The sequence below is a fragment of the Lentibacillus populi genome, assembly GCA_014642895.1.
In the GTDB taxonomy this organism is placed as follows: Bacteria; Bacillota; Bacilli; order Bacillales; family Amphibacillaceae; genus Lentibacillus_C; species Lentibacillus_C populi.
On record BMJD01000024.1, the window covers coordinates 43,712 to 63,712 of the forward strand.

The window sequence follows — 20,001 nt, forward strand, 5'->3', positions numbered from 1 at the left end:
AGCGTGAGTTGGAGGATCATAATGCCTAAAAATGTTTGTATTCTTGTATCGGAACATCCTTTTTTAGACGCACGAATTTTTAAAAAGGAAGCCAAAAGTCTTAACAAACGAGGTTATCGGGTAACAATGATTGTGCCCAGAAAAGATGGTTACCTGTTTGACGTAGATGGAACTATCTTTCACGACCGTTTTCGCTCCCCTACGTTTTTTCATGAAGGTATTAAAGTGGTTACTTATGAACAGATAGATCCAGAAAAAAATATCAAAGGTCTGCATCACAATCTCCGTTCTGGAAGCGATTCACGTTTTAATGATCCGTTAACACAATTGGGAATAAAGCAACAGGCAGATATCTATCATGCTCATGAATTTTTTTCACTTTATTCTGGTGTCGGAATCAAGCGTGCACTAACTGCAATAGGGAAAAATTGCAAATTAATCTACGATAGCCATGAATTAGAACCAGACCCGCTGGTTAAACAGGCGCAAAGCACACAAAAGCTGAAACGTGAAATGCTTGCGTATATGTTAAAAGAGGTAGACTACGTGATTACGGTATCCGAATCGATTAAATCATGGTTTCATTCGATAAACCCCAAGACTCCGGTTGAAGTAATCTATAATTCCCCGCCATTAACATCCGAATATAACCCAGGTCAAGGCAAAGGAAAGGATCTGCTCATCGGATTTGAAGGTGTGCTCAATACGAAACGCGGGAGTTTTAAAAAGCTGATGAATATTGTGGAAACGTGTAACAAGAACTTTGACCTGAGAGTAAGGATTATAGGCGGACGAAAAAAATTAGCCAAAGATACGGATCCTCCTGTTCCTTCTCATTTAGAAAGCAAAGTGGAATTTACTGGATGGGTAAATTATGATTCCATTCCGGAAGCTATGCAAGACGTTGATATTGGTTGGATCGATTTGGATGCCGAATATTCCCTGAATAATCGATATGCTATGCCAAACAAATTCTTCAGCTATTTGAATAATGGCATACCCGTACTGGTTAACCAATGCAAGGATATGGAGAATTTTATTCAAACCTATCATTGTGGGTATATTGTCAAGAAACAGCAGGCAACAGCTGCTGATTATGCTCATGCACTGAGCAACCTTCATTCCAATCGCAGTGAAATTATCAAAATGAGTACAAATGCCCGCAAGATAATGGAAACATATTTCAGCTGGGGACATATGGAAAAAAAGCTGTTTTCCATTTACAGCCGATTAAAGCAATAACGTATACATACTATCTGGCTCGTAAAACTTACTTGATGATATTGACAATAAATCAAGATACAACCCAACAAAACAGTCCAATCATTTTATTTTTCAACTACATAAACTGTTAATAAATTTGTTACGATCATAGAAATGAGGTTGAAATAGAATGATAGATCAAAACCAGTCACTGCCGAATGTGGCAGTTATCGGGCTCGGCAAGATTGGGCTGCCATTAGCTGCTGTGTTTGCCAATCATGGATGCCATGTTTTTGGTGCAGATATTAACAATGATGTCGTAAATGCTGTCAATCAAGGTAAATCCCATATTAACAATGAGCCAGGATTAGATCAGCTAGTCGCAAATGCGTATAAAGATAAAACATTAACGGCTACTACCAAAAGTACAGAAGCCGTTTCCCAAGCAAATGTAATTGTTGTGATTGTTCCCGTATTAATTGATCAGCAAAATAATACCGATTACCGCTTTATTGATCAAGCGGTTGAAGACATAGCCAAGGGGATTAAAAAAGGCTCGTTAGTCATTTTTGAAACAACACTTCCACCAGGGGATACACAACATCGGTTCGGCAAAAAAATAGAAGAAGTGGCGGGATTGCGTTTAGGTAAGGACTTCTATCTGGCATATAGTCCCGAAAGAGTTTACTCCAATCGAATTATTGAAGATTTGCAGCACTATCCGAAAATCATTGGCGGAATTAACGAGAAAAGTGTTGAACTTGCTGCAAACTTTTACAAACAAACACTTAGCGGCGAATTAATCAAAGTAAGTTCATTGGAAACGGCAGAATTCGCCAAGGTAGCAGAGTGCGTGTATCGTGATGTGAATATTGCACTCGCAAATGAACTTGCCCAGTTTGCCGATGAAAAAGGAGTGAATATCTCAGAAGTGATCGCAGCTAGCAATAGTCAACCCTATTCACATATACATTCCCCTGGTATTGGGGTTGGCGGACACTGCATCCCAATTTATCCCCACTTTTTTATCAACAAAGGCTTGGGCCAGGGGCTAACGACGCTGTCACGGCAAATCAATGATAACATGGCAAATGACGCAATTTTAAAAATTGAAAAAGAGCTCGGATCCCTGGCGAATAAAAATGTGCTTATTTTAGGCTTATCCTATCGGGAAAATGTCAAGGAGCCAACCAAGTCTACCACATTGTTATTAATTGATTTACTACAAGATAGAAATGCAAATATTTTCGTAAATGATCCACAGTTTTCAGATCACGAAATTGCCGAATTTAGTGTTCACCCGTTATCATTGGATGACTCTTTTGTTTCCAAAATAGATGTAGTAATTCTCCAAGCCTTTCATTCAGAATACGCCGATCTTGGGTTTAGGCAATTTAGCAACTGTCAGCTGGTTTTTGATGGAAGAAATAAACTAAACAAAGAACAGATTACCACGTTGGGCATTGATTATCAAAGTATCGGAAATGCAAGTAAAGGGATGAATTAAACATGCAAAATAATAAATTCGGACAGATACCAATGGTTGATTTAAAAGAAGAGGCTAAGTTGTTAAGAAATCCCCTCTTAACCGAATTAACCGAGGTTTTAAATAGTGGGGGATATATATTAGGGGAAAAAGGGAAAAAACTGGAAAAGGTAGCTTCCAGCTATTTAGGAACATCTTATAGTCTTGGAGTAGGAAATGGTACCGATGCCCTTATATTAGCTTTAAAAGCATTAGACATTGGACCAGGAGATGAGGTCATCACTACCCCATTTACCTTCTTTGCGACTGCCGAGGCAATTGCACAAACTGGGGCAAAACCGGTGTTTGTTGATATTGAGGAAACTACTTATAACATTGACCCCGAAAAATTGGAAGAAAAAATAACCCATCATACAAAAGCGATTATGGTCGTTCATTTATTTGGGCAGGCGGCTAATATGCAGGAAATAAAGCGAATCGCAAGTGACAATAACTTGTATGTCATCGAGGATGCCTGTCAAGCCTTTGGAACCGAGTACCAAGGAAAAAAAGCAGGCGCAATTGGGGACATTGGCTGTTTCTCCTTTTTTCCGTCCAAAAATTTCGGTGCATTTGGTGATGGTGGGCTTGTCACAACAAATCAGAAGGTATGGTATGAAAAAATAAATATACTCAGGAATCATGGGAGCGAACAGAAATATCATCATGCGGCAATTGGTATGAACAGCAGGCTTGATGAATTTCAGGCAGCAATTTTGCTTACCAAATTTATTTATTTAGACTCCTATTTGCATAAGCGAATAGAAATCGCCAGAAGATACACGCACAGCTTCAACAATCTTTTTAAAACACCAACCATCCCGGAAAGGCGAAGGCACACCTTCCATCAGTACTGTATCGAATTAGACAAACGGGATGAGCTTGCAAAGGAACTAAATAATAACGGCATCGCCTCTGCTATTTATTATCCGATTCCGCTGCATTTGCAAAAGGCTTTCCACTATCTTGACTATCAGAAGGGTGATTTCCCGATTGCCGAAAAAGCAGCTCAAAGAATATTAGCGTTGCCAATTTTTCCTACACTTTCCGTTGAGAAACAGGACTACATTATTTCAGTAGTCAAAAAGTTTGCCGAGAACAATGGGTAAAAGACATATCCATTGTTCTTCTCAGTCAATGGATACTAATTTTATAAAGTCATTCCACTTCTTATTGTTGATCTTTGTAATACTCTCCTGATGTTCCCGTATGTTGTACACAGTAAAGTCGCGGTAGCTAAATCGGGAATCCTTTATTAAACGGCATAATACACTTACATCTTCATACAGCCTGCCATTTTCAAAAGTGATGACAGGAAATCCCCCTGCCTTTTGTAAAAACGATGTTCGGTATATTCGAGGACCAAGGGGAAAACGATACCCTAACAAATCGTTTAGGCCATTGACAGCTTTTCCTTTGGCAACACCTTTAAAAAGTACATCCACTTCATTTTTTAACTGTTTCCATCTCCGCAAATTGCCGTACAACACCGAAACATCGTTCGGAAGGTCTGATAAATTTTGCTTTATAACAGAAATGGCGTCAGGATCAAGCCAATCATCAGCATCAAGCTCCAATATAAAATCAGATGTAACATGCGGTAACAAATCGTTTAATGCCCTTGCTTTTCCCTCATTTGTTTTACGAAATACAAGCACTTGCTTTCCATTATCCCAGCGCTTTAGTTGTTCAAGTGAATTATCCGTTGATCCATCGTCCATGACTAGAACCTGTTGAGGTTGTTCACTTTGCATGAAACAGGAAGCAATAGCTGTTTCTACATATTTCCTCATATTATAATTTGCTAGCAAAACAGTAATGGCCGGGTGATCCGTTTTTATTTTTTGTTGCTGATATTTCTGGATAAATTGCTGCTTCTCTATTGTATTTGCAGCATTATTTTTCCTTGCTTGTTTGATGATACCTTCCTTCTTAATTATAAAGGCAGTGTCCATTTTGCTAAGCCAAGCAGGTAAAAGTGCCTCCTTAAAAGGCAGCTGATAGCTGGACATAAAACGTTCCTGTTTTAGCAACACTGTGGGGACTAATAATGGCCAATGGGTAACAATGTTGCGATGACAATGTAGTGTTGCTAAAATCGCTTTTTTGTTTGGGATGTGGAGGGATCCATCATTAATGTTAGCAGTCAGGTAGTCTGAATCATGAAGAAATAACACATATGGACTTGTTACCCCGTCAATAACCGTATTCAAGGTTTCCCCAAGGTCGTTATTTTTGATTGTAACAAGCTGAACTTGCTCAAACCAATTTTGTTGATTTTGGAAGGAACTATTTTGCGCTTGGACAATGATAATGGATTCCAACCTGGAGCGTATTTCTTTTAAAGAGACGAGCGCCTTTTGCAATAATGCCTGATCGGTATATTGAACAAGAATAGCAGTAATGTCTTTCAATTATAAAACTCCCTCTTCTACATCGTTTTAGCTAAACCGTATACATTTTATTGTATTCTCCTTATCAAAAGGCGTTCCGATAAGAGCCCCCTCTATATGGAAAAGTCGGTTTAACGTTTGGTGCGCAGGGATGGAACTACATGTCAGCCATAATCAGTTGAATCACTCAACATCTCAATCAAACTTGCAAACAGTTTTCATTGCTACCCCCTTTCCTAATTCTCTTCTACATCTGTCACCTAAAAAGACATCGCGGTTGCTTTTTGCTAGTATCACTTTTCCAAATTGGTCAAATCCACCTGCAACTTGTAACATGGGTAGGAAAATCTAATGTTGCTATAGTAACCTGTCTTTGATTTAATTCCATTTATGTTTTATGTACTTTTCCAAAAAGTGCCCAACGATACCGCAAATAATTCCAAAAAGAAGCCCATTGAATATAGGACTGGATAAGAATGTAAAAAACCGGATATGGACGAGGAAGTAGTGGTGATAATAAACGCCAACATTCATCCCAACGACAAATGCAATAAAAAAACCCGTTAAGTACGTCTCTTTAGGAGGATCTTTCTCCTCTTGCTGATAATTTATAATAATTGCTTTGTTATAAGCATGCCAAATTGAAAAAGCATACGTAGACGGATAAAATAACCCCCATTGATGATCGAAAATATCATGAGCCCTTTGTGCCTCTCCATGAAAAGAATGAAGAATAGACATATTTAAACTGGAAAAACCATTAAAAACAATTTCCAATATTAAAAGCAGTGTACCAAAAAAATACTGTCCGTTATAAAACTGGCCGAAACCAGCCATTATGATCGACCACAATAAAGCTGCCACAGGAGATTTATATTCTTTATTCGGTTTCATACAATCCCTTCTATCGCTATGCCTCATTCAAAGTAATGTCGCTATCCATAGTTCTGTGTTTAAGGATCGTTACATCAATAGAGATCATCTTTGGCTGTTGTCGGGGGAAGCTATATCTGCAGCTTCTTTACTAGCTTATTTAGGCTTACATGTCTAATCATCATCCTCTTTATTTAGTAAGTCCATTCCTGAATACGTATTGATACCCCCTATAAAGCCGCGTGCCCCAAGAAAATAAAGCGTAAGCGAAATGAGATTATGTACTACGGACCATCGAATCCATCGAATGAGACGCGTTTTTCGTTCCAACAACCATTCAAAAGCAGTCATCGGTACACTAAATAAAAATGCTTTACCAATAATGGAAGAACATTTCGACTTTGATGTTGCTTTTATAAAAAGCGTACAGGCAATGGGTAGCATTAAAAAATCAAACAAGATGCTTTTATCACTAAATCGTTTAAACAGCCGGACAGGATACTTTACTCGACGGGTTTTGACCATAAATTCATCAAGTAAATTCGCTAAAAACCCAGTCAAAAAGAAAGTGATCAGCAAATTCTTTGAAGGCTTCCTAAATAAAATAGGTAACAGACCGAGCCCCAATGCAAAAAATCCTCGTAAAATAATTTTTTCCATGATGACAATCCTTTCTTACTTGGATCATTTTTACTTGTTGATCATTCCATAATATGCCCAATAAGAAGGAACAGTATGAATAACATAGTGTTTGTATCGTTGTATGAAGTCAAAAGAATGGAATATGGATACGAAAGATAAGAGTAAATCTGTGGTGTGTACATCCTTAGATTATCATTTATAGTGGTGATTTCCTGAATAGCAATATCCTTTACAGCCATATCCTCCATAATGTAAAACAGCACCCTGTGATGTTTCTCCTGGGGTTAGTCTTATTTGTTTTCCCTGTTCCATCAAAAAACCTCCGTTAACTTTTTTGCTAGTTATCTTTGTAACCTGGGTTCCCGGAAAATTATACCTAGGATTCTTTAAAGCCGTATAAATAAAGGATCCTTGAATTATTTTCGTCAACACATAGGTTAATTTATACCTATGGAGCCAAATGAAGAATCCAGTGTTATTAAGGGTTTCAAGCGCCTAGGTATAAAAAACCGGGAATCCAGGTTGTAATTAAATGCAAATTATGCAGAAGGAGAATATCCTAGTATTGAACAATCTTATTCAATACTACATATCAAGTCCATAATCAACTGGATCCATCAACATCTTTATCAAACTTTCAAACAGTTTTCGCTGCTCCACTCTCTCCCAATCCTCCTCAACATCAGCCATCAGCCACATCACCTCATCTAAAAAGACATGCTCAATTGCTTCTTGCCAGAATTGCTTTTCTAAATTGGTCAACTGGACGTTTGCCTTATATCCATTCAGAAAAAGCTTCCATTGCCGAGGTGTAAAGATTGTATCCGGGGCAGTCGACAGTTCATTATGAAATAACAAAAGGGCTAATGCCAAGTCAAAAATACGGGGAATCCATATTGCATTATCGGGATCAATTAAATAGGGTTCTGGTGTATAAATCAGGTTATTTGCCTTGAAATCGTGTGGTGTTGCAATAGACGGCAAATTGCTGTTTTTAAAATTATTTTGTTGTCTGACGATTTCCAGCAGCTTTTGTTTTAATTCCATGCTGTCGATAATAATGTTATGTTGTTCGGCACTACGTTCAATATCTTGCATACTTTCTTCTACTTCGTCGTCCGTAAAATCAAAGACATCATATTCTGCCAAAGAAAACGTGTTTTCCTTTGGAGACAAAGAATGAATACGTCCCAGTAATTCACCTGCCTCTACAATTTCCTGGTCTTTACCGGAATAGGTAAACCCCTTGATGAACGGATAAACGACATATGTATCATTACCGATTTTTTGCGGATTTGCTGTAGCCAGCGGGACAGGGGTTACGACCTGAATCCCGTTTTCTTTTATTGAGGTGGTATAGTTTGTCAAACATTTTGCACGCCTTTGCGTTCGCTTAACAATGACATCTCCCTTTTGATAAGGGACACGAAAAACGGGCGAAAAAGGATAGATACTTACTGGTTCCTCTTTTATCTGCAAACCAAATCGTTTTACTATATCCTTTGCATTCATCTTAATCCCCCTTTTTATAAGTCTATAGTAATTATATTACTACAAGATTCAGACATTTCAACCTAACCACTTTACAAATTCTAGTTTTAAAGTAACATGATACTTTTCTAAAAAATTGATTAATTCGGCATATTGTTAACCTTGTCCCGGCCTGCTATGCTAGTATCAAATGAATCATCACCTATCAGATTGGCAAACTCTTAGAAAACGAACAAGATATGTGAATGGACAGCCCAGATGATGGTTAGCATACCTTGTTCAACATCATTGTTGTTTCGCAAGTAGATTTTAAAAATATAAAATCACAAGGAGGAAACAAAATGAGCAGTCGAAAAAGAGTATGGTATGATGAAGCCGGCCGGAAACTGGATCCTGGATTAGTGGAAGAACTACGGTACAAACGAAAAAAAGATCCTTATGAAACAGACGACGAGAACATCCCAGTTATTGTTTATTTTGCGAAGAGCATGGAAAGGAGCAAGGTGGATGATCTTATAAAAACCTGTCATCAGGAAGCGAACAACAAGATTGGCAATGATTTGGGAATGGACAATACGGTCTGTGGTCATCTTACACCAAAAATGATACGGAAAATCAAAGATCATGAAGCAATTGATCGGATCTTTTACGATCGTCAAGTTACAGCCCTGCTTGACATTGCTACGGAACAAATTGGTGCAATTAACGTACAGGAACAGTCCGGTTTTACTGGAAAAGACGTTGGCATTGCCATAATTGATACAGGAATTTTTCCTCATGATGATTTAACAAAGCAAGCGAATCGTATTGTTGCTTTTAAAGATTTTATTAATGATAATAAAGAAGCATATGATGATAATGGACATGGAACGCATTGCGCTGGCGATGCAGCGGGTGATGGCTATCAGTCAGACGGAAAATATACTGGTCCCGCACCAGGAGCCTCGCTAATTGGGGTAAAAGTGCTGGATCAGAATGGAAGCGGCAGATTATCGACCATTATAAAAGGCATTTCCTGGTGTATACAACATAAAGAAGACTACAACATCCGGGTCATTTCTCTTTCTTTAGGTGCCGAGGCTTATGAATCCTATCGGGATGACCCGTTAGCCCAAGCAGCTCAAGAAGCATGGCATCAAGGAATTGTTGTTTGTGCTGCTGCCGGGAATGACGGACCAAAGCCTATGACAATCAGTACGCCAGCAATCGATCCGTTCATTATCACTGTTGGATCGGCAGTGGATCAAAATACCGAGTCACGTTCCGACGACGAAATTGCTGATTATTCCAGCCGAGGACCTACAATTGATTCACTGATTAAGCCTGATATTTATGCACCCGGGACCGATATAATTTCGCTGCTGGCACCAGATTCAGAGTTGGAAAAACAAGTGCCGGAACAAATTATCGACGACTATTATTTGCAGCTATCCGGTACGTCGATGGCAACCCCAATATGTGCAGGTGTTGTCGCATTGATGCTTGAGGCAAATCCTGCACTTAGCCCGAACGATGTAAAGAGCATTTTGCAAACTACTGCCCCACCAATGTTTGATGATCATTGGGGATATATTGAAGCAAAAAATGCAGTCGCAATGGCGCAAAATTATGCCCATAACCAGCTTGAGGTTAGTGAGGCGAAGTAAATTATGGTATTAGCGGCCTTCATTTAAATGGAGGCCGTTTTTTTCGTCATATAATTTCCTTGTTGCTGTGCCGAAATGGGTTTTCTTTTTAATACCTTTGCATATTGATCAGCATTGCCGCACCGAGTGCTTAGCCAATTTACCTGATTGCAAGCCCTCTACAATCGGCAAAAGCCCTTCCAAATCAGCTATTTCATAGGTCGGCATTACTTCCCCTTGTTTTAAGCCACCATTACGATTTACCCAGACAGAATCAACCCCTGCCCTTGATGCTCCAAGGATATCAGTCATAAGATTATCCCCTACCATGATCGCTTCATCCTTCTTCACGGGCAGGTGTTTTAATGCATAATCAAAAATTTCAGGGTCTGGTTTTCCTTTACCAAAATCGCCAGAAACTATAATATGATCAAAGTATGTTGCCAATTTTGGCGTCAGATCAAGTTTGGCCTGCTGTAAATCGGGGGAACCATTTGTCAATAGCAGAAGTTGAAATTTCCCTTTTAATTGATCTAGTACAGGATACGTATCATCATAAACAAATGGCATTTTCTTGCGCATCGTTGGAAATGTTTCCGCGAGGGTGGCACCAAAACTGGAATCATCAATTCCCATTGCTTTCAAGCCTTTGATCCATGATTCACGCCGATATGTCGGAACAATTGCCTTTAATTTACGAAACGATTCCCCTTCGTCCGCGAAATTCCCCCAAAGTCCTTCGAAAGGATTGATGCCAATATCCTTGGTAAAAGCATATGTATCATAAGAGGCGTACAATTCACGGGCATTTTCCCGCACTTTTTCCTCCAGCAGACCTGAGTCGATATGATATTTTGCTTTTGCCAGTTCACATGTAGCTTTAAACGCTTCTTTAATACTTTTCTTATCCCATAACAATGTATCGTCCAAATCAAATAAAATTGCCTTTACCATTTTCCAGCTCCCTTTCATACCCATTCTTACTTATATAATTCGCTATAAGCTGCGCTGTTTCCTGTTATGTTTACAAAAATAAGTATGGGAAAGGAAATATAGCCTTCATTATAATCACTATTTCCTGTCTTGTCGTCTAGGAAATTATAAAATTTTGCGGCTGTGGATAACTTAATAACCGGATAAGCCACGTCCGGCTCCAGCGCCCAGCGGCTAGTGTGCTTCCTTCACCTCCGTACGATAAGTCAACATCGACTCCCTCCGGTCGTCGTGTTTCCTTTATCTCCTACGGCTCAGTCCAGCACATACGCCGCTAATCGGGCGCTTGCGCCTTTGTTCTTTCTTACCCTTTCCTCGTCTTATAATTAAAAGGGTCAGCAGGATACTTATCAATGTCACCGCTAAAGAGATCTTGAAAAATGGCGGGTAATATACTAATTTAATCTCATTGATCCCATCTTTTATAGGAAACCCCAGGAACGCATAATTCACTTTTTTCAATGGTTGCTGTTCATCATTTATGCTTAACTCCCACCCTTTTTCAAATGGAATCGGCAGCATCATATAGCGATCATTGTTCTGGTTATTATAGGTTATCGTTAATTTATTATCGACCCAGTTCACCTGTGACTTTTTTGTTGCGGTTTTTTTTGCAGTTTCCAATGTATGATAATTTTCTTTATACAATGCAAGATCTCGCAAAATGTACTTTCCTCTTGGTACACGGATCGAAATCTTATTTGCTTTTGGAACACGAATGACAAGGTCATCTACAAAGGTTTTATAGATGGATTGATTATGCTTGCGGGTTGTCCTGTAGTCATTTACTTTTAACGCAAACCCTTGACTTTTGGCCAAACTTTCAAGATGAAAGCTGACGTAATAATCCCTTGTAGCCATATCAGGTTTATCGATAATAAGATCAATTCCTCCCTCTTTTTCATTGACGGACAGTTTATTGTTTTTATATGATGCACCAACCGTTTCAATCGATGTCTTGTTTATGATGTTAGGTACATCATGCAGGTTAGCGTTTGTTCGGTCCAAATTTGCTACAATAACCCCTTCGAGCATGGCGCGTTCTCTTTTTAAAACAGGAGCATTTTCCAGGTCTTTTTCAGAAAAGACTTGCTTTGTTGTGCGTACAAATGGCAATACATTTGAATTTTGATATACAGTATAGTGTTCCGACTCCATTAATTCCTTAAAACCATACGGAACACTCGCTGGATTGCCCTTTTCCCGCATCATGTATTTGCCTTGAAACAGGCTGTACAAGTTTGCCCGATTTCCCAGTGTCGCATAACGGCTGACACTTTCCCGGCCCATGTCAATATTTAAATCATACAGGTAGAAAAATAGAATATCTTGGTTCAGAATACTTGAATAGGCGCTTATCCCATTAAAGTCTTGAACAATGGGGGTGTTATTTAAGTAACCGACCTTCCAATCAATCCGGTAAAAGGAACCAGCATCCTGTTCTTTCACTTTTTGCAACAATTCACGTTGTTCTTTTCCATTATATCGATCACTGAGCAAATAGCTTTTGGTAACTTTCTGAACTGATCCCGCCTCTGAAATAGCGTATTGATAAACATTGGCGAGCAGAACACAGGTAAGTAAAACCCCAATGTGTAATAAGAGATACCTTGGCCTGTTTCGCTTCCAAATAAAAAGAAACAGTAGTGTAATGGTTGCAATTAGCAGACATAATATGGAGATGACCGGAAAAGAAGCGATGGGCAGTGACTCATCGAGATAACAAACAACAAGATAAAGGCTGATCACAATAATACTTGATAGCCCAATTCCTTTCTTGCTTATCTTGTTTACATATTGCAACCCTACCGCAACAGCTCCGCCCATCGTGAATGACAGCAGGTATTCCCAGCGATATTGAGGTGCAGAAAAACCATTAAATGCACTTGCCACGAACGGACTAAAGTGAAAAAAAATAAATACAGCACTCATGATGGCAAACAATCGGAAAGTTTTCATTTTATATAAGGAAAATGTAAAAAGAAAAAGTAAAACAAGGGCAGGCACAATAACATAAGCACTTAAAAATAAAATATTATCCGAAAAATCGAAGCTTTTAATGGCGTAAGGATAGGATGGTCGATAATTGTTTAAAAAACCATAAACAGCAGGAATAAATGCCACCGCACTTATCCCAAAGCTGATCAGTCCACCACTGACATATAATTTTAATTGACTCCGTCTGCTTGTTTCATTCGACTCCAATTGAATAAGCCATCTAAATATAATATAAATGACAATAAAAATGATATTGACATAAGCAAAGTAAAAATTGTTAAAAAGCGTTATTGCCATAGCAACAATAAACCATCCGACCCGTCCCTCACGGATGATTTTTTCCACGCCAAACACAAGCAACGGAACCCAGAGAAACGCGTCAGAAAAAAACTCCCAATACGTTACGTGACGGTAATACATAATAGATAAACCATATACACCGGCCCCGATAAACGCAGACAGCCAATTACATTTCATATAGCGAAAAACATATGTCGTCATAAAAATAATGAGTGTTAACCGGCAGATGCTTATAAAAACAGCTGCCTTAGCCCAAAAAACAATATCCGGTGTTTCAATCAGGTGAATCCATTCCAATAAAAAAACAAGAACTGCAGTGATGATGAATACAAATGACGTCGAGAAGTAAAAGGCTAATTGACTGTATGTCCCGCCACCTAAACCATATTGATACGCGTAAAAGAAATTTCCGCTTGTATATTGCTCATAAAGGAGCTTTTTGAATGTCATCATCTGCTGCAAGCCGTCATTTGGCCCTACCATGTATTGCCCTTGGGTCCATTCCTTCAAAAAAAACAGATGGGCAAGGATTGCAAGAACAAGGCTTGCTCCAAAAAGGATGGAAAGGTTACGTTTTTTTTTCATATCAAATCCCCGTTATTTTTTTAAGATTTTTCCCGTTATTATAAAAGTAAGTGGAGTAGTAATTAAAATAGACAGGATTGGCGCGATTGTACTATCCATTTGGAAATACTCAACAAACACATACATAAATAAAGAGGAAACGGCTACATTAAAAGCTTGAGTCAAAGGAAATTGCAAAAACTTCGATAACGTTGGTTTCACCATAAACGTAAAATAGGAATTCAGGAAAAATGAAATGATGAAACTAATCAGGAAGCCACAGATATGAGCCATCATATAATTGATTTCCAAAATTGTAAGTAAAAATAAGTAGACGATATAATAATTTGCTGTATTAATGATCCCTACCAGGATAAATTTTATAAACTCTCTGCTGATTACTTTCATTGTTTTCTCCGTTATTTATATTTGTTTCCTGAATGAGATAATGAGGCCGTTTTTTTGTTTCATAATAAATTCTGCCGATATATTCACCGATCACACCAAGGCTGAGCAATTGAACCCCACCAAGGAAAAGCACCGCGGAAATGGTCGTAAAGTAGCCGGGTTCCGTAATGCCATCCCTGATAATCATGATTAAATTAACAAAGATATAAACTAGTGACAGTAATAAAATGAAAGCCCCTGTATAAAAACAAAGTCGAAGTGGTTTGTTATTAAATGAAATGACACCATCAATTCCATAATTAAATAATTTCGAAAATGACCATTTTGACTTGCCGTTTTGTCGTGCAACATTATCATAATAAATAATTTTTTGATTTAAACCAATCCAGGAAAATAACCCTTTGGAAAAACGATTTCCTTCGTTTAACATGAGAAGCGCCTCAACTGCTTTGCGGCTTAATAGTCTAAAATCACCAATTCCATCTCGCAGATCTACCTCGACAATTTTATTGATAATGCAATAGTAAAGAGAAGAGAGACAGGAACGGATTCGACCGTCGCCTTTCCTGTTCCGCTTTGCAATTACCTGGTGATACCCTTCCTCGAATCCTTTAATAAATGGTTTGATCAACGAACAGGGGTGCTGCAAATCTGCATCCATAACGATCGTTGCGTCACCATTAACATGTTGAAAACCGGCCAACAGCGCTACTTCTTTGCCAAAATTTCTTGTAAACGAAATATATTTTACCCTTGGGTTATTGGATGCCAGCTTTTTAATATAATGTAACGTATCATCCGTACTGCCATCATTAATAAAAAGAACTTCATAATCATAATGGATGTCTGCAAATTCCTTATCCAACGCTTTATAAATAAGTTCAATGTTACTTGCTTCATTAAAAGAGGGAATGATGATCGAAATGAGACCAGATTTCATTACTGCACCTTCTTTTACTTGGTAAGATAAGAAAGCATATAAATTTAAGCTCTATTCTGCTCTCAGCAGAGTAAGCCACGTCCGGCTCCAGCACTAAAGCTGTAGTGGACTTCCCTCGCCTCCGTACGATAAGTCAACATCGGTTCGGGTAAGAAGGATGGCCGACTAAGTACGGGCTTTGCGCCCAACTCACGTCTACCCCTATGAAGGGGCATGTTTCCTTTATCTCCTGCGTAGGAATGTTCGGTTAAAACCGCCGCTTTGCGCGGCAACACCGAACCACCCGCATTGCGCGGGCGCAGTCCATACGTCGCTAAACGGGCGCTTGCGCCTTTGTTCGTAAAATATACTCAATTCTGTACATAAAAGAATTATATCTACAGTGTCTTACTATTCCCTGTTCCTTTTAACATATACAGGATGCGTCCTGCTATTTATGAAGAAATACATTAAGGTTTTCATTCTTATCAACGGTTGCAAGCAGAACATCTTTAACTTTTGCTTTATACGTTAGTGATAACTGATTCAGCAGCCATTCTTCATCTTTTCCAATACTTTGCAATTCTTGATAATCAATTTTTCGATCCTTAATAACTGGCTTAGGGATATGAAAAGGTTTTAATGGATTGGTAAGAGTAGAATGTGTTACAGGCTGGTACTGTGGATATAAAAATATGGAAATCGTTCCTCCAGGTTCCCACAATGCAAGTACTACATTTTGAATATTTTCCGTTTTTTCTTTCCGTAGCTCGGACAATAAAAAATCAATGGAAATACGTGCTTTTTTTAAATTAAGATAATTTATCTTGCCATTTTCGATCAGAGGCATTGGAGCGGGATCAAAAAAATTCCGCAGTGTTCTCCATTTCAAACTCAAAAACACCTCACTAAGATACAGGATAACCAATACGACAATAGTAATCATCGAGCCCTTTAATCCTAACCCTTCGTCCGATAAGGGGTGTGCAATAATATTTCCGATTAATAATGCAATGACAAAATCCAAAAATCTTAATTGGGAAATGGACCGCTGTCCCATTAATTTTGCAATGATTACTAAGAAAAAGAACGCGACAACTGCTCTTAACCCCCATTGGACAGTGCTAAGCGACTCTTGGCTGCTAAAGAAGTCCATCAATCTCACACCTTTACCGTTTACTGTTATTATGTTGTGCGATTTCGATGCTATTATAAAATAATAAATAATTTTAACAATTTCTTAATTAAAACGTGCGTTCGGGTATAACGAGTAAAAAGTCTTGTTATGGAACGGGAAAAGGATGTGGTAAAATGATGGCAAGCAATATAGTCCTTGAAGAGCAGCCTCCATACTCAGCTAGTTCACTACCTGATTATGATGGGCTATGGAAAAAATTAATTGAAGAATTATTTGAAGAATTGATGGAATTTCTTGCTCCTGATTTATACAGGGAGATTGACTTTTCAATAGCACCTGCCAGGTAGATGGTATAGTCGGCGATTTCCTGTACATCAAGCAAGCGTTTTTGCGGTATCAGCGGATAAAGGACTTCTTCTAACACCTTCTCAACCTGTGGAGACTCTCGATCATTTTTACGCTGCGCTCGATCGAATTTTGGATGCACTCGATCGACTTTGCGCTGCTCTCGATCGTTTTTGCAATTAATCCTTCATTAAAAGGGAGTTTTTCAAACATGTCATTATTAGCATTTTCTTTGATCTTTCTGTCTGCGTGTATGCATGCCACATGGAATTACCTGGCTAAGAAATCGGATAGTGGCTCTACCTTTGTTTGGCTTTACCTAACCGTAAGTACTATCGTTTATGCACCTGTTATTATCATTTTCTCTTTCTTCCAGCATTTCAACATCGGCTGGACCGAAGTATTATTTATTATTGGCAGTGCGATCCTCCATTTGGTCTATTCGGTTACGCTGCAGAAAGGATACAAAGTTGGCGATCTTTCCGTCATATATCCCATCGCCCGGGGAACTGGACCGTTACTTGTCGCCATTTTTGCCATTTTTCTGTTTGATGAACAGCTCAATTGGATTGGCGTCGTTGGAGTAGCCTTAATTGTAATAAGTGTCTTTATTCTCTCCGGCGGGTTCCAAGTAATAAAAAAAGCAAATTCACTTCTCCCCATCGGGTATGGATTGTTGATTGGTATAATGATTGCCGGGTATACACTTCTGGATAAAGGTGCAGTCAGTATTGTCTTCGTTTCCCCGCTGCTATTAAATTATGCAAGCATTCTTGGGCAATTTTTGTTATTAAGCCCCGTCGCCAAAAAGCAGTGGAGCCAGGTCAAATCTGATTGGCAACAGCACCGTAAAGAAGCTATTGGCATCGGCATCTTAAATCCATTGGCGTACATCCTGATTTTGACCACGATGATGTTTACACCAGTCAGTCATGTGGCTCCAGTCCGGGAAGTCAGCATTCTCATTGGTGCGATCATGGGTACCTATCTATTACGTGAAGGATTTGGCATACGCAGGGTCATCGCATCTGGCACGATGGTACTTGGTATCATTGCCTTGACATTGTCTGGCTGATCTTGATCTTTTTACTATCTAATCTGAAAAAAATACGTCTTTAAAATACATCACTTTTCAACAAATCTAATATACATTACATACAACAAATTTGGTTCATTACGATTCATAATGAGTAGGTGATAAAAGAATCATGGATAACGATAAACAGGGAAAGGCATCAAGCTCACAAGTGTGGAATTTTGTTTCGGCTCCCCACTTGCATCCGATGAAGGTTACGATAAATGTAAATCTGCCAATAACTTTTCCGTCTGACTGCAATGCATTTACTAACAAGGAAAGAGGCACTCATCATGGATATGAGTGACCAAACCTGCTCGCAATAACAAGAAAAAAGGAACTCATCATAGATATGAGTGACTAAAATCGTTCGGATCACAGCGAAAAGGCTTTCATTCACACAATTGAACTATCTAAAATAGAAATGGATTTTTACAAATTAGATCTATCACGCATCTGCCAGTCATTTAAATCTATTTTAACGTAGTAAATAGAAACATGGGAATAGTTGTTCTCACATTGCTATTACGTATGTATTTTCTAATGCAATTTGGAGACGATTTCGCTATAAAGCTGATAAACCAATAAAAATAGCATGCGAAAATCTATACAATTTCACATGCTATTTAGTTTGTCAATTAGGTTTGCACTCATACCCGTTAAGATCCTACGATGACCTTTTCCCCATAAATAAAAGTCGTTTTGAAAAACTTCATTTATTAACTGTCCTGTATTACTGCAATTTTTCCAGGAAATCTTTCAATACATGTACAACCTGTACGCAGTCATTCAAATCCGACCATTCTGCCGGGTTGTGGCTTATCCCTGCTTTACTGCGTACAAATAGCATGGCAATTGGCAGCTTTTCACCGATAATCATTGCATCATGTCCAGCTCCGCTTGGCAATTTGTGAGGCTTGATTCCTTTTTCTTCTAGCGATTGCTCTAAAATATGCTGTGTTTCTTCATCAATTGGCACAGGCTCTACTCGCATTTTTTCTGCGTATTCTACTTCAACATGGTGTTCTTCCGCAATTCTTTCACCTAATGCCAGTACACGATTAACAACTTCATCTCTTGTTTCACGGTGGATGTCACGGATATCAACGTAAAATTTGACCTGGCCCGGTATAACGTTAACGCCATTTGGTTCGACTAATTGTTTGCCTACTGTTGCAACAGCTGTTTCACTTATTTGACGAGGCAGCTTATTGATTTCAAAAATAAATTCACTTGCCGCAACCAATGCATCCTGCCGATCATCCATTGGCGTGTTTCCAGCATGTCCTGCTTCACCTTTTATCGTAAATTCCAGCCAGCACGGGCCGGCAATCCCTGTAACGATACCACATGGCAAGTTTTCTTTCTCCAGACGCTTGCCTTGTTCAATGTGCACTTCAACAAATATATCAAGCTCATCCGGATTTCGCTTAGCCGACTTGTAGCTGTCCACGCTTAATTCCACATCCTGTAATACTTCAGCAAAACTCATACCATCTTTATCAATGAGCTCTAGCTTTGCTTGTAAATCGCCTTTGCCAATCATTGCTTCACTGCCATTTAACCCACCATTGAAACGCGACCCTTCTTCATCAGTAAAAACGACAACCTCAAATGGTTTCTTGGGCTGATAACCCGATTGTTTCCAAGCCTCTACAACTTCCAAGGCCGACAATACCCCAAGTGTTCCATCAAAATGCCCGCCATTTGGTACACTATCGACATGTGAACCGCTCATGATGGCGGGTAATTCATTATTCTTCCCTGCTAATCTGCCAATAATATTTCCAGCACCATCTTCACGTACGGAAAGACCCGCTTCCCGCATCCAGCCAGATACAAGCTCTCGTGCAGCCTTCTCCTCCTTGGAAAATCCGGGGCGATTTGAGCCATTATCATTCGTCAACCCGATTTGAGCTAATGCATCCAATCGCGATGCCAGCCGTTTTCCAGAAACGCCTTCATAATCATATGTATCATTGTAATCTTCCAACAATTTTTCCTGCAATAAAAACTGTTTTTCCTTTTGCATGTATAATCCTCCCAAATTTCAATATCGCGGTAGTTTATACGATAGTATTTTCTTTTACTTTATCAAAAAGAGCCTTAATCCAACAAGAAAAGCAAATTGAATTAAGACCCCTTCGCCTTTAATATTATTCGACTAAATCTGGGAAGTAACAGGCACCACCCATGATTATCAAGACCTAAATCGTAAAAAGTCAGAACAAAGGCGTAAGCGCCCGTTTAGCGGCGTATGTGCTGGACTGAGCCGTAGGAGATAAAGGAAACACGACGACCTGAGGGAGTCGATGTTGGCTTATCGTACGGAGGTGAAGGAAGCACACTAGCCGCTGGGCGCTGGAGCCGGACGTGGCTTACTCTGCTGAGAGCAGAATAGAGCCTAAATTTTATACTTTTGTATGAAAACACTTATCGAGAAAAGCCAATACAAAGCTAGACCCTTCATCATTCAATTTTTTGAAGGGGTTAAATTATCTACGGGCTT

Annotated in this window: 15 protein-coding genes and 1 pseudogene; 5 read left to right on the forward strand and 11 right to left on the reverse strand. The window is 39.0% G+C overall.

Annotated features, from left to right (window positions below; translation table 11 throughout):
* The first annotated feature begins 21 nt into the window (after nucleotides 1-21).
* The 3 genes from IEX12_RS14150 (at nucleotide 22) to IEX12_RS14160 (ending at nucleotide 3,837) form a co-directional block, all read left to right on the forward strand.
* Nucleotides 22-1,242: a glycosyltransferase gene (locus IEX12_RS14150; RefSeq protein WP_102415384.1), complete on the forward strand. Its 1,221-nt coding sequence runs from the start codon at nucleotides 22-24 to the stop codon at nucleotides 1,240-1,242.
* 151 nt (nucleotides 1,243-1,393) lie between these two features.
* Nucleotides 1,394-2,710: a nucleotide sugar dehydrogenase gene (locus tag IEX12_RS14155; RefSeq protein ID WP_102415385.1), complete on the forward strand. Its 1,317-nt coding sequence runs from the start codon at nucleotides 1,394-1,396 to the stop codon at nucleotides 2,708-2,710.
* A 2-nt stretch (nucleotides 2,711-2,712) separates the two neighbouring features.
* Nucleotides 2,713-3,837 carry a DegT/DnrJ/EryC1/StrS family aminotransferase gene (locus IEX12_RS14160; protein ID WP_102415386.1) on the forward strand — a complete coding sequence of 375 codons (1,125 nt, stop codon included), beginning with the start codon at nucleotides 2,713-2,715 and terminating at the stop codon, nucleotides 3,835-3,837.
* Nucleotides 3,838-3,858: 21 nt separating this feature from the next.
* On the opposite strand, the gene IEX12_RS14165 is transcribed toward IEX12_RS14160, so the two are convergent.
* From IEX12_RS14165 to IEX12_RS14180, 4 genes are all read right to left on the reverse strand, one after another.
* Nucleotides 3,859-5,142, reverse strand: a complete 1,284-nt coding sequence (locus IEX12_RS14165; RefSeq protein WP_188725403.1) for a glycosyltransferase family 2 protein — start codon at nucleotides 5,140-5,142, stop codon at nucleotides 3,859-3,861.
* Nucleotides 5,143-5,499: 357 nt separating this feature from the next.
* On the reverse strand, nucleotides 5,500-6,015 hold the full coding sequence (locus tag IEX12_RS14170) for a hypothetical protein (RefSeq protein WP_088049915.1): 516 nt from the start codon (nucleotides 6,013-6,015) through the stop codon (nucleotides 5,500-5,502).
* Nucleotides 6,016-6,168: 153 nt separating this feature from the next.
* Complete coding sequence (locus IEX12_RS14175; protein WP_088049914.1) at nucleotides 6,169-6,654, reverse strand: CBO0543 family protein; 486 nt, start codon at nucleotides 6,652-6,654, stop codon at nucleotides 6,169-6,171.
* Nucleotides 6,655-7,221: 567 nt separating this feature from the next.
* Nucleotides 7,222-8,148 carry a phosphotransferase gene (locus IEX12_RS14180; RefSeq protein ID WP_088049912.1) on the reverse strand — a complete coding sequence of 309 codons (927 nt, stop codon included), beginning with the start codon at nucleotides 8,146-8,148 and terminating at the stop codon, nucleotides 7,222-7,224.
* A 320-nt stretch (nucleotides 8,149-8,468) separates the two neighbouring features.
* Here IEX12_RS14180 and IEX12_RS14185 point away from each other — a divergent pair, with 320 nt between their 5' ends.
* Nucleotides 8,469-9,773 carry a S8 family peptidase gene (locus IEX12_RS14185; protein WP_188725404.1) on the forward strand — a complete coding sequence of 435 codons (1,305 nt, stop codon included), beginning with the start codon at nucleotides 8,469-8,471 and terminating at the stop codon, nucleotides 9,771-9,773.
* Nucleotides 9,774-9,881: 108 nt separating this feature from the next.
* Here the strand turns inward: IEX12_RS14185 and IEX12_RS14190 are convergent, their stop codons facing one another.
* The 6 genes and pseudogenes from IEX12_RS14190 to IEX12_RS23480 form a co-directional block, all read right to left on the reverse strand.
* Nucleotides 9,882-10,706, reverse strand: a complete 825-nt coding sequence (locus IEX12_RS14190; protein WP_188725405.1) for an HAD family hydrolase — start codon at nucleotides 10,704-10,706, stop codon at nucleotides 9,882-9,884.
* A 279-nt stretch (nucleotides 10,707-10,985) separates the two neighbouring features.
* On the reverse strand, nucleotides 10,986-13,628 hold the full coding sequence (locus IEX12_RS14195; RefSeq protein ID WP_188725406.1) for a YfhO family protein: 2,643 nt from the start codon (nucleotides 13,626-13,628) through the stop codon (nucleotides 10,986-10,988).
* Nucleotides 13,629-13,640: 12 nt separating this feature from the next.
* Entirely contained in the window at nucleotides 13,641-14,015 is a 375-nt protein-coding gene (locus tag IEX12_RS14200; RefSeq protein WP_188725407.1) for a GtrA family protein, read from the reverse strand.
* A complete protein-coding gene (locus IEX12_RS14205) occupies nucleotides 13,963-14,955 on the reverse strand; it encodes a glycosyltransferase family 2 protein (RefSeq protein WP_155555440.1) in 993 nt (330 codons plus the stop codon). The genes IEX12_RS14200 and IEX12_RS14205 overlap by 53 nt, the downstream gene beginning before the upstream one ends.
* Before the next feature lie 430 nt (nucleotides 14,956-15,385).
* Complete coding sequence (locus tag IEX12_RS14210; protein ID WP_155555441.1) at nucleotides 15,386-16,090, reverse strand: DUF421 domain-containing protein; 705 nt, start codon at nucleotides 16,088-16,090, stop codon at nucleotides 15,386-15,388.
* Nucleotides 16,091-16,307: 217 nt separating this feature from the next.
* A pseudogene (locus IEX12_RS23480) lies at nucleotides 16,308-16,505 on the reverse strand (hypothetical protein); the annotation flags it as partial.
* Between the two features lie 123 nt (nucleotides 16,506-16,628).
* On the opposite strand from IEX12_RS23480, the gene IEX12_RS14220 reads away from it, so the two are divergent.
* Nucleotides 16,629-17,492 carry an EamA family transporter gene (locus IEX12_RS14220; protein ID WP_188725409.1) on the forward strand — a complete coding sequence of 288 codons (864 nt, stop codon included), beginning with the start codon at nucleotides 16,629-16,631 and terminating at the stop codon, nucleotides 17,490-17,492.
* Between the two features lie 733 nt (nucleotides 17,493-18,225).
* Here IEX12_RS14220 and IEX12_RS14225 read toward each other — a convergent pair.
* Nucleotides 18,226-19,524, reverse strand: coding sequence for a Zn-dependent hydrolase (locus tag IEX12_RS14225; protein ID WP_188725410.1), 1,299 nt, complete (start codon nucleotides 19,522-19,524; stop codon nucleotides 18,226-18,228).
* Nucleotides 19,525-20,001: the final 477 nt, after the last annotated feature.